This window comes from Streptomyces sp. NBC_01439 (genome assembly GCF_036227605.1).
GTDB lineage: Bacteria > Actinomycetota > Actinomycetes > Streptomycetales > Streptomycetaceae > Streptomyces.
On the sequence record NZ_CP109487.1, the window covers coordinates 1,689,627 to 1,700,382 of the forward strand.

At 71.5% G+C, this 10,756-nt stretch carries 8 protein-coding genes; 2 read left to right on the plus strand and 6 right to left on the minus strand.

All coding sequences use genetic code 11. The annotated features are described in order from the left end of the window. Window positions 1-557: 557 nt before the first annotated feature. From OG207_RS07555 to OG207_RS07580, 6 genes are all read right to left on the minus strand, one after another. A complete protein-coding gene (locus OG207_RS07555; RefSeq protein ID WP_329097044.1) occupies window positions 558-2,468 on the minus strand; it encodes a beta-galactosidase in 1,911 nt (636 codons plus the stop codon). Next, a complete protein-coding gene (locus OG207_RS07560; protein ID WP_329097047.1) occupies window positions 2,465-3,502 on the minus strand; it encodes a zinc-dependent alcohol dehydrogenase in 1,038 nt (345 codons plus the stop codon). The genes OG207_RS07555 and OG207_RS07560 overlap by 4 nt, the downstream gene beginning before the upstream one ends. Continuing rightward, window positions 3,499-4,524, minus strand: a complete 1,026-nt coding sequence (locus OG207_RS07565; RefSeq protein ID WP_329097049.1) for an inositol monophosphatase family protein — start codon at window positions 4,522-4,524, stop codon at window positions 3,499-3,501. The genes OG207_RS07560 and OG207_RS07565 overlap by 4 nt, the downstream gene beginning before the upstream one ends. Then, complete coding sequence (locus OG207_RS07570) at window positions 4,521-5,789, minus strand: aspartate aminotransferase family protein (RefSeq protein ID WP_329097051.1); 1,269 nt, start codon at window positions 5,787-5,789, stop codon at window positions 4,521-4,523. The genes OG207_RS07565 and OG207_RS07570 overlap by 4 nt, the downstream gene beginning before the upstream one ends. Before the next feature lie 481 nt (window positions 5,790-6,270). Next, window positions 6,271-6,873: an HAD family hydrolase gene (locus tag OG207_RS07575; RefSeq protein ID WP_329097053.1), complete on the minus strand. Its 603-nt coding sequence runs from the start codon at window positions 6,871-6,873 to the stop codon at window positions 6,271-6,273. 18 nt (window positions 6,874-6,891) lie between these two features. Further along, window positions 6,892-8,127, minus strand: a complete 1,236-nt coding sequence (locus tag OG207_RS07580) for an MFS transporter (RefSeq protein ID WP_329097055.1) — start codon at window positions 8,125-8,127, stop codon at window positions 6,892-6,894. Between the two features lie 170 nt (window positions 8,128-8,297). Here OG207_RS07580 and OG207_RS07585 point away from each other — a divergent pair, with 170 nt between their 5' ends. Both OG207_RS07585 and OG207_RS07590 read left to right on the plus strand, forming a co-directional pair. After that, complete coding sequence (locus OG207_RS07585) at window positions 8,298-9,065, plus strand: DeoR/GlpR family DNA-binding transcription regulator (RefSeq protein ID WP_329097057.1); 768 nt, start codon at window positions 8,298-8,300, stop codon at window positions 9,063-9,065. Between the two features lie 442 nt (window positions 9,066-9,507). Continuing rightward, window positions 9,508-10,695 carry a helix-turn-helix transcriptional regulator gene (locus OG207_RS07590; protein WP_329097059.1) on the plus strand — a complete coding sequence of 396 codons (1,188 nt, stop codon included), beginning with the start codon at window positions 9,508-9,510 and terminating at the stop codon, window positions 10,693-10,695. The last annotated feature ends 61 nt before the right edge of the window (window positions 10,696-10,756 follow it).

Below are 10,756 nucleotides of genomic sequence, written 5' to 3' on the forward strand. Positions count from 1 at the left end.
CAGGGCCCGCGGCGGGGCCGAATACGGCCCCGCCGCCTGGCCGTTGCGGCGATGTGCCCGGAGTGAACCGACTGCGGGCCACGACCGGGCAGCGCCGGTCACGGCACCGCACCCAGGCAAAACCGACGGCAGGACCGCCGGTCAGAGCCAGGAGCAGTACCGGGGCCGGCACCCGGTGGCGGGAAACCGCCGGACCGTTGCGGCACCGCAACCCGGCAGAACCGACGGCCAGACCGGCGGGCGCAGCCAGGGGCGGCGCCCGCCGGGGAGCCACCGCCGGGCACGGCCCGTTGCGGCACCGGCCGGTCTGGCAGGGCCGACACCAGACCTGCGGGCGGAGCCAGGAGTGGTACCGGGGCCGGCACCCGGTGGCGGGAAACGGCAGGGCCGACGGCGGACCGTCCCCGGGCTGAGCCGGTCACGGCATCGCGTCCGGGCGGAGTTGATGGAGGGAACGCCGATGGCAACGCCGGTCACGGTGCCTCGTCCCCGACGGCGGGGTAGGGCCGGGCGGCGGGGGGCGCGCTGTCAGGTACGCTCCCCCGCCGCCCGGGGTCTCAGGTGGCCCGGACGCGCGTCGCGTCGGCCTTCTCGCCGCCCCAGCGGAGGGCGACGGGGGTGGCGGACGGCTCTTCGGGGGTGGCGAGCCATCCCACGAGTGCGCCGTCGCGGGTGACGAGCACCGCGGCGGAGCCGGTGGGCAGGTCCAGCGTCCAGCCACCGCCGGTACCGGTGACCCGGTCGTCGGCGTCGGTGGGGTTGAAGGCGCCGATGACGCGGACGCCGTCGGGGCCGGACCGGCTCAGGACGCGGGCCCCGCCGTGCTCCGTGGTCCAGCGCTGGCCGGCCGGAGCCGGGAGCGCGTCGGCGAACGCGGCGAGGAACGCGGCGGCCGCGCCGTCCGCGGACTCACCGGCCGGCAGCGTCAACTCGCCGGGACCGTCGCCGGCGGGGTGCCCGGCCCGCAGCACGGCGACGGGGACGGGGGTGCCGTCCGCGGCGGGGGCCGGCCGCTCGTCGAGCCAGCCGAGCCCGATCAACCTTCCGGAGTCGGCCAGTTGGTGGTGCACCGCGTCGGCGAGTTCCGCGAGGACGGTGCGGCCGGTGCGCTGCCAGGCGCCGGCCTCGGGCAGGGCCCGGTCGACGAGGACCACCGCGTCGCGGTCCAAGGCGGTGCCGGCCAGCAGGTCGCCGTGGCGTTCGAGGAACGCGGCCAGCAGCCGCAGGCCCTCGGCGTTGGCCTGGTGGGCCCCGCCCTCGGCGAGCGGTGCGCCCGGGGTGTACGGCGGTGCGTGCAGGGCGGGGTCCACCCCTTCGGCGCGCAGCCCGTCGGGGTCCATGTCGACCAGCGGGCCCCAGTTCTCCGTGGCGCAAGCGGTGTAGACGCTGACGGTGGTGGAGCCCAGGAGGAGGGCCAGCAGGGCGTTGAAGACGGGGGTCGCCGGCCGGGCGAAGGACTCGTCGGTCCAGGTGAACCCCCAGTTCGCCTCGACGACGTCGGTGCCGCCGAGGAGGATCCCGGCCAGGTGGGAGCCGAAGGCTGCGGTCTCCCTGGCCGGGTTGCCGATCCATTCGGTGTGGCCGACGAAGTACCCGGAGCCCTGCACGGCGCGCTGCCGGGCGGCCCAGGCGTCGAGGGCGGCGCGCGGTGCGGCGACCGCGGTGAGGGGGACGTTGGCCAGCCGGGCCGGGCCTTCGGGGAAGAGCGCGGAGATCCGGTCCCACAGGTCGACGATGGCGTGCCCGGACCAACGCGACCACTGCTGTCGCGTGGCGCTGGTCCACCGGGTGACGTCCTCGGTGGCGAGGGCGGCCTCGTCGGGCAGGCCGCGTCCGGTCAACCAGCGGGCGAAGGCCCGACGGGCGGCCGGCGAGGCGTCCTGGGCGTCCACGGGGAGGTGGGCGTCGCCGCAGGTGCCCTCGTTGCCGAGCTGGAGGGCGACGACGGGGCCGTCGGGGGCGGCGGCCCGGGTGACGACCTCGTCGGCGACGGCCTTCAGCCAGGTCTCGGTCTCGGCCTGGACGGCCGGGTCGAGGAGGCTGGGCAGCGGCTCGCCCTGGGAGGTGAGGACGGCGCCGTCCAGCCCCTGGTAGGGGGTGTGTCCGGGGCCGCAGAGGCGGTCGGGCAGCCCGCCGAGCTGGACCTCGGCGTGGATGAAGGGGCCGGGCTTGAGGAGGACGCCCAGTCCGGCGGCGGCGGCCAGCTCCAGCAGTCCGACGACGTCGCGCTGCGGGTCGGTCTTCCCGGTGAAGTCGAAGGAGCGGTCGTCCTCCTGCGCACCCGTTTCGTGGAAGCGCCACGGGAGGTAGCAGGAGACGACGTCCACGCCGAGGGCCCGCAGTTCGCGCAGGTCGGCGCCCCAGTTGGCGGGGGCGGCCCGGTAGTAGGGGTACTCGCCGACGACGACGGGCCGGGTGGTGCCGGGGACGAGCGCTCCGGCGAGCGTGGTGCGCGGGACGGGGCTCATGCGGCCGCTCCGTCGTGCGGGGGTACGAGGACGACCTTCAGGGCGGTGTACTCGGCGCCGGGGACGGCGGCGAGGGCCTTGAACGCCTCTTCGTGGTCGGCGAGGGCGAAGCGGTGGGTGACCACGCGCTCCAGCGGCAGCTGCCGGGCGAGCTCGACGGCCTTGGGGAAGATCATGCTGTTGTAGTCGCCGGCGCCGATGATCTGCAGGCCGCGCTGGAGCAGGGTGAGGGGCCGGACGGTGGCGGAGGCGTTGCTGTTGAAGCCCATGACGACGACGCGGCCGCGCACGGCGGCGTAGCCGATGCTCTGCTCGAGGAGGTTGCCCACGGAGTCGACGACGAGGTCGCCGCGTTCGGTGAGGGCCGGGTCGTCCGGGGTGTGGACGGTGACGCGGCCGCCGAACTCGGGGGCGTCGAAGATCTCCTGGCCGAGCCGGCCGCGTACCGGGTCGGGTTCGACGAGGAGGACCGTCGCGCCGTAGCGCTGGGCGGCCATGGCGGTGACCACGCCCATGGGGCCGCCACCGACGACGACGGCGGTCTCGCCGGCCGCCAGGCGGCCAGCCTCGATGTTGTTGAGTGCGCAGGCGAGCGGTTCGACGACGACGGCGCGGTCGAAGTCCATGTCTTCGGGGATCGCGTGGCAGAAGAGCTCGGGGAGGCGGATGAACTCGGCGAAGGAGCCGTCGTAGTCCAGGCCCACCTCGGTGCCGGCCTTGTGGCCGCAGAAGTTCCAGTGGCCTTCGAGGCAGGTGGGGCAGTTTCCGCAGTACAGGGTGGGGTTGACGATGACCCGGTCGCCGACGGCGAAGCGGGTGACGCCGGGGCCCGTGGAGTCGACGACGCCGACGGCCTCGTGGCCCATGACGACACCGGTCTCGGCCGGGAACTTGCCGACGAGGACGCTGCGGTCGGTCCCGCAGATGCCGCTCTGGGTGACGCGGATGATGACGTCGTCCGCGGCCAGCGGCTCCGGCTTGGGGTGGTCGACGAGGGCGAGCGTGCGGTCGGCGGTGAGCGTCAGTGCCTTCATGATTCCTCCCTCGCGGGCGCGGCGGCGGCGCGGCCCAGGTCCCAGCGGATGGTGTCGAGCAGTTGCTCGTGGAGTTCGGGGGTGGCGGCGGCGATGCAGGACTTCTGGTTCATCGGGCCGAGGTCCACCAGGGACGTGCTGCCGAGGTCGTCGCCGTAGGCGTCGGTGATGACGACGCCGGCCTGCCGGGCGAGGTAGACGACGGCGGCGATGTCGTAGGGGAAGAGGTGCAGGATCGAGCCGCGGCCGACCCGCAGGAACGCCTCTTCGGTGTCGGGGTGGTCGCGCAGCACGCGGTTGCCGATGTCGACGTAGGCGTCGAGCTGGCCGGTGATGATGCGGGAGATGGAGAAGGTGCTGCTGTTGAAGACGAAGATGCCGCCGGTGTTGGCCGAACGGTCCACGAGGTGGCCGTACGCCTCGGTCATCAGGTCCATCGGGTGGCCGTTGAACTCGATCGACCAGAACATGTGGGTCGGGTCGGTGTTCCGGCTCAGCCGCGGGACCGGGGTGGCGAATCCGCCGCTGTCGAGACCGCCGGTGTCGTCGCCGTAGAGCCATGCGCCGCTCTTGATCTCGACCAGGCAGGCGGCGTCGACGTCGGCGAGGGTGGGTTTGCCGTCCCCGTAGGGGGCGGCCGCGATGGACACCATGCCCATTTCGAGGCCGGCCGAGGTGGGGCGGGTGCCGTCGATCGGGTCGACGACGAGGAGGACCTGCGGCTCGGGGGCGAGCTCCACGTAGGAGCCGTCCTCGGTGTAGAGGGCCGCGGGAACGTGGGCGTGCTCGCGCAGGTAGTCCAGTACGGCCTGCTCCGCCACCTCGTCGACGTCGAACTGGGCGTCGCCGCCGGGCGAGTCGCCGTGGACGCTGCGCTCGCGGCCGGTGGCCTCGTAGGCGAGGAGTTCGGCGCGGACGTGCTGTCCGAGGGAGATGAGCAGCCGCTTCATCGGGTTGTCGGCGGCCAGCGGATCGTCGGCCGTCACCGGGGTGTCGGCGGTCGTCGGGGTGCCGGCGGTCATCGGGCCAGCTCCGCGAGGAAGAGGTTCTCGAGCTTGTCGCAGATCTCCTCGGCCTGGTCCATGGTGAGGATCAGCGGCGGACGGATCTTGAGCACGTTGCCGTAGCCGTAGCGCGAGGTGCGCAGGATCAGGCCGTGGTCCATGGCCTTGGTGGCCAGGTGGTTGGTGAGCTTCACGGCGGGCTTGCCGTCGGCTTCGGCGATCTCGAAGCCGATCATCAGTCCGACGCCGCGGACGTCGACGATCTGCGGGTAGCGGCGCTTCATGTCGTCGAGGCGCTGCATGATGTAGTCGCCGGTGCGGGTGACGTTCGCCAGGAACGCGGGCTGCCGCACGATGTCGAGGGTGGCGTTGGCCGCAGCGGCGGCCAGCAGGTTGGCGCCGTAGGTGAAGGAGTGGTGGTTCGCGGGGAGGCCGGCGAGCCGCTCGTTGGTGATGATGGCGGCGACCTGCGCACCCGATCCGCCGAGGCCCTTGGCCGTGGTGATGGCATCGGGTTCGACGTCGAAGTACTGGGCGGCGAACATGTGGCCGGTACGGCCGATGCCCGTCTGGATCTCGTCGAATATGAGGGCGATGTTCTGCTCGTCGCAGAAGGCGCGCAGTTTCTGCATGTAGCCGTCCGGCGGAACGATGTTGCCGCCGTTTCCGGAGATCGGCTCGATGAGTAAGGCGGCGACCCGGCCGGAGCTGGCGTAGTCGACGAAGTCCTCCAGCCGGTCCACGCACATCATCCCGCAGGAGCCCTCCTTCTGCCCGTAGAAGCAGCGGAAGCAGTACGGGTCGGGAACCTGGAGGCTGCCGGGGAAGAGGTTCGGGAACGGCTCGCGACGGAACGCGTTGCCGGACATCGACGTCATCATCATCGTCTGGCCCACGTGGCTGCGGAACAGCGTGATGACCTCGGACTTGCCGGTGGCCATCTGGGCCATCTTGATGGCGCCCTCGTTGGCGGCGGAGCCGCCGGAGACCTTGGGATGGACCTTCGTCAGGTTGTCCGGGGAGACCTCGACTAACCGCTGGACCAGGCCGTTGACCGGATCGCTCTGGTAGGAGGAGGTGATGTGGACCACCTTGTCGAGCTGGTCCTTCATCGCGGCGACGACGGCCGGGTGGGAGTATCCCAGGCTCAGGTTGAAGGTCGCCGACGCGCAGTCGAGGTAGCTCTTGCCGTCCTCGTCGTAGAGGTAGACACCCTCGCCCCGCGCCATCTTGTAGTCGCTGACGGGGTAATAGATGTGCTCGGTAACGTCCTTGGTTTCCATCGGTCCCTCTCACACGGGTCGTTCGAGACGTCAACACGTCGAAGAATGGACGGCAGAATTGCAGTTCACGTCCAGTGGAAAAGAATTCGGATACGGCGACTTGATGCCGGTGGGGGGCGGCCCGGATACTTCACCCGTTGGAGACAGGGATCTCGTGGCAGCGCCTTCTCTTTCATCTGATCACATTCCAACTCGGCCTGACAAGTGACCATTTGGAAATGCGGATCTTTTTACTCCCTTTACCGTCCGGTTTCTCTACCCGGGAAAGGAGAGGGCGCCGGCGGAGCCGCTCGGGGAACGGGGCACGGCCGTCGCGGCGTGCGCGACGGGCAGCCCGGCCGGCCCCGGTGCGGCCACGGCCCGCAGGGTGCGCCGGGACGCCTTGTCCCGGGACAGGGCGGGCCGGCACAGGTGATGCAGTCCGGGTCGGGGGCGGCGAGCGCCGCGGGACCGAGGCGTTCCGCCCAGTCGGACGGCGCCGTCACGTCAACGCCGCCTCCAGCGCGACCAGTAGTTCCTCCGGCGAGGTGAACACGTGGCCCTGGAGGCCGAGTCTGCGTGCCGCGTCCACGTTCTCGGCCCGGTCGTCGACGAACAGGATCTCTCCGGGCGGCAGCCCGAGTTCGCGGACGCACCACTCGTAGGCGGCGGGTTCGGGCTTGGCGCTGCCGATCCGGCAGGAGAGTCCGCGGACCGCGAACCGCTCCAGCCACGGCTGGGTGGCCTCGTACCGGGCGGCCAGGTCCTCGGGGATGTTGGAGAGGAGGCCGAGCACGAGCCCCTGGTCGGCGAGGAGGCCGAGCAGGTCCACCATGCGCCGGTCGATCTCGCTCCAGCTGGCGAGGTCGGCGGCGGTCAGCTCCTCGGTCAGCCGCCCGTCGAGCGGGACGTCCAGGTGCGCGAAGACCGCTCGCCAGTAGCCGGGCCCGGTGACCTCGCCGCGGTCGTAGGGGGGTCGCTCGGACCAGTACGCCGCCCAGAAGCGGTCGGGGTCGGCACCGGCCGTGCGTTCCAGGACGGCCGTGGACTCGGGCGACTGGACACGCGCGATGACACCGAACATGTCGAAGAGGACGGCTTTCATCCTTCGGTTCCTCACGTTCTACGGGTTCAGGGGTGTGGTGACGGCGTCCGTGCGCCCGGAGTCGCGCGGGCCGGGCACGCCCCCGGGGTCGGGGGCGTTGCGGCGCAGCCACAGGCTCAGCGCGCCGCAGACGACGGCGAGCAGGAACAGCAGGAGCGGCACCGTCTTCACCTCCATCGTGTCGATGACGGCGCCGAGCAGCGGCGGGAACGCCACGCCGCCGATCATCGAGGCGGCGATCACATAGGCGCCTGCGGCGCCCACGCCGGGCACGGCGCGGTTCAGCCAGGGCAGGCAGGTGGGGAAGATCGGCGCGATCATCAGGCCGACGCCGAAGTACGCGTACGGGGCGAACGCCGGGACCGTCGCCAGGAGGAGGAAGCCGGCCATGCCGACGCAGCAGACGAGGAGGATCGACGGCGCGGACCAGCGCAGGCTGATCGGCGCGGCGACGAACCGGCCGAGGGTCATGGCGGCCCAGTAGGCGGAGGTCGCGGTCGCTGCGGTGGCGGCCCCGTACCCGACGGCTTCGAGGTGGGTGGGCTCCCAGCCGCCGACGCCGGTCTCGATGGCGACGTGCAGGACGTAGATGCCGATGAACACCCCGATGATCGGGAGCACCCGGGCGCCTCCCGCCGGGGCGCCGTCCACGGGGGCGGGGGCGGGCTCCCGGGCGGCCACCCCGCCGAGGGTGACGAGGATCAGCAGGCTGATCACGCCGGTGCCGATGAAGATCTCCGGATAGCTCTCCGCCCCGAGCCAGCCGATCAGGGCGGGACCGGCGATCGCACCGATGCCGAAGTGCCCGTTCAGCAGGTTGAGCATGGCGGTGCTGCGGTGGCCGAAGCCGACGGCGAAGAGCTGGTTGAGGCCGTAGTCGATGCCGCCGAAGCCCAGGCCGATGACGAAGGTGCCGGCGAGGGCGAGGGTCCAGCTCGGGGAGAAGGCGAAGGCGGCGGCACCCACGGCCATCAGCACGTAGGAGCCGCCGAGCAGCACCCGGTTGTTCAGGCGGCCCCGCAGGAGGTGGTAGATCAGCACCCCGAGGAGGGCGCCGACGAAGTGGGCGCTGAGGCTGAGCCCGGCCACGGCCGGGCTGATGCCGAACTCGTCCCGCAGGGCCGGGATCGCCGGACCGTAGAGCGCTTGGAGGGCGCCGATCACCACGAACGCCAGGCACGAGGCGACGATCGCGACGGTGGTGAGGAGGGGTTTCCCTCCTTCTGGCAGGTCGGCCTCACGGGTGGCGGTCATGGCTCTCCTCATCGGTCACGGCCGAATGAACACGATCAATGTTCACAACAGCAGGAAGTTCCCCCTACTCCGCTCAAGCTACACATCACGAATGTTCATTTCAACAGTTTGAATGTTCGAAACGCACATCCTGGCGGCCCTCCGCCCCCATCTGTGCTAAAAGCAGACACATGAACGTGATGGAGAGGCACAAGTTCGTCGTGGAACTGCTCGTGCAGCAGAACCGCGCGACGGTGGCCGAGCTGGCCCTGGCCACCGGGGCGTCCGAAATGACCATCCGCCGGGACCTGGAAGTACTGGAGTCCCGGGGAGCACTGCGCCGCGTGCGCGGCGGCGCGGTGAGCAGCCTGCCCGGCGGAGTCGAGCCCCCCTACGCGATCCGGGCCATGTCCGGAACGCGGGCCAAGGAGCGACTGGCGCGCGCCGTGGTCGAACTGCTCACCGACGGCGAGACCGTCGCGCTGGACACGGGCACGACCGCCGCGGCCATCGCCAAGGCCATGGCGGACCGTCAGCTCACCGTCACCCCCCTCTCACTGCACGCGGCCTTCACCCTGTCCGCACACCCCGGCATCCAACTGGTGATGCCCGGCGGGCAGGTGCGCCCCGAGGAGCTGTCCTTCTACGGCCACGCGCCCGTGCAGACCTTCAAGGACCTGTGCTTCGACACGTTCATCCTGGGCTGCTGCGGTGTCGACCCCGTCCAGGGAGCCACCGCCTACAACCTCGACGACGTCCAGGTGAAGCGGGCGGCGGTCGCCGCGGCGCAGCGCGTGATCCTGGTCGCGACCGCCGACAAGATCGGCCGCGCCGCGCTGGGCCGCATCTGCTCCATGGAAGAGATCGCCCTCGTCGTGACGGACGCCCCCGCGGGCTCCCCCGCGGTCGAGGCCCTGCGCGACCAGGGGGTCGAGGTGGTTCACCCGGCGGACGACTGAGCCCGACGGCCGACCCGGCCGGCCCCGACGGACGGGCCCGACGGACGGGCCCGCCGGTCGTCTGGGATCCATGCGTTCGTGCCTTTCCTGCACGGTGCGCAGCCCCGATCGGCGCGCCCCGCCCCAGCATCGAGCGGCAGACGGCCGCCCGCCAATGGGGTGCGACCGTCGTCTTACCGACTGTCAGAAAGACGACAGCAAGGGCTTGCTGCAACCTTTCGTAGGGCTCCTACGTCTTCCGGCCATCCCCGCGGAGGCACGTCGTCCGGCTCACCGATTCGCGCCGGCCGGCGAATTCCGCTACGGATCAAGGGTCTTGCGCCGACCTCCCGGCAAGCCTCGCGCACGGAAAGCGTGTCCGATACACGTTCCCGGGGCGGCGGGCCGGAGCGGAGTCTCCTAGCATCGCGATCGCGACGGATGCGAACGAGAGGGCAGCGAAATGAAATCAGGCGCGCCGAAACAGCCGCAGGACCGTGACCGACCCCAGGAGCTCACGTCCGAGGAGATGGCCCTCTACCGGGAGTTCGCAGAACACGGCCCCCTCCAGGAAAGCCAGCTGCTCGCCCGGGCGGAACCCGCCGCCATGGCCCGTACCCTCGACGCCCTCGTCTCCAGCGGCCTGGTCCAACAGATCGGCCCCGACTGCCTTGCAGCCACCAACCCCACCGACGTGTCGGCGCGGTTGCTCAAGCAGTGGGAGGAACGCGTCCAGGGGGCCCAGCTCGACCTGCTGCGCATGCGGGGGCAGCTCGCGGAACTGGCCATCGTGCACGCCGCACGCCAACGCACCCTGGAGGGGCCGCCGCTGGAACGCATCGAGTCGGCGGACGAACTCCAGCGCATCCTCGACCGGCAGGCCGCCGCGTGCACGCAGGAGGTGCTCTGCGCCCAGCCGGGCGGCCCCCTGCCCGAGGTCGAACTGCGCCGCGCCCGCGTCCGGCACCGGGACCTGCTCTCCCGTGGTGTCCCGGTACGCACGCTGTACCAACACTCGGCCCGGTTCGACCCGCCGACCGTGCGGTACGAGACGGAGCTGGCGGCTCTCGGGGCCGAGGCGAGGACGGTCTCCGGCGGCCTGGCCCGGTGCCTGGTCTTCGACCGGTCCCTGCTCGCCCTCCCGCTCCCGGAGACCGCGGGCGGGGCACTGCTCGTCCGCAGCCCCGACCTGGTCGCGTTCGTCGCCGAGCTGTTCGACCTGCTGTGGGCGACCGGCGAACGCATCGGCAAACCGCGCGAGAAGGCCTTCATCCAGGACGTCGCCGACCAGGCGAAACGATCCGTGCTGCAGCACCTGATGCAGGGCGACGACGACCGCGCCACGGCCCGCGCCCTGGGCATCTCGGTGCGCACCTGCCAACGCCACGTCTCCGCCATCATGCGTCAGCTCGGCGCGACGAGCCGCTTCCAGCTCGGCTACTTGGCGCACCAACACGGGCTGCTCGCCCCCGACGGACCGGACACCGCCCGTACGGTCGTCCCGACATCGATGTCACATCCCGCGCCCGCGCCGGCCGCTCCCGAGTCCGCGGGGTGCGCCGCGGACCGCAGCACCTGGATCCACCTGTCACGGGATCGCGGTACCGGGGAGTTCTCCGAGCGAATCGGGTGTCGTCAAGAGGCGTATTAGTGGGACTTTCGGGACCGTCCGGCCGTCGCGGACAGTGGCCTCACGTCGTCGTTGATCGACC

Bases quoted from the DNA above. Each gene is read 5' to 3' on its own strand.
- OG207_RS07580 (WP_329097055.1), bottom strand. From the start codon at position 8,127: ATGACCGCCACCCGTGAGGCCGACCTGCCAGAAGGAGGGAAACCCCTC.
- OG207_RS07575 (WP_329097053.1), bottom strand. From the start codon at position 6,873: ATGAAAGCCGTCCTCTTCGACATGTTCGGTGTCATCGCGCGTGTCCAG.
- OG207_RS07555 (WP_329097044.1), bottom strand. From the start codon at position 2,468: ATGAGCCCCGTCCCGCGCACCACGCTCGCCGGAGCGCTCGTCCCCGGC.
- OG207_RS07590 (WP_329097059.1), top strand. From the start codon at position 9,508: ATGAAATCAGGCGCGCCGAAACAGCCGCAGGACCGTGACCGACCCCAG.
- OG207_RS07565 (WP_329097049.1), bottom strand. From the start codon at position 4,524: ATGACCGCCGGCACCCCGACGACCGCCGACACCCCGGTGACGGCCGAC.
- OG207_RS07570 (WP_329097051.1), bottom strand. From the start codon at position 5,789: ATGGAAACCAAGGACGTTACCGAGCACATCTATTACCCCGTCAGCGAC.
- OG207_RS07560 (WP_329097047.1), bottom strand. From the start codon at position 3,502: ATGAAGGCACTGACGCTCACCGCCGACCGCACGCTCGCCCTCGTCGAC.
- OG207_RS07585 (WP_329097057.1), top strand. From the start codon at position 8,298: ATGAACGTGATGGAGAGGCACAAGTTCGTCGTGGAACTGCTCGTGCAG.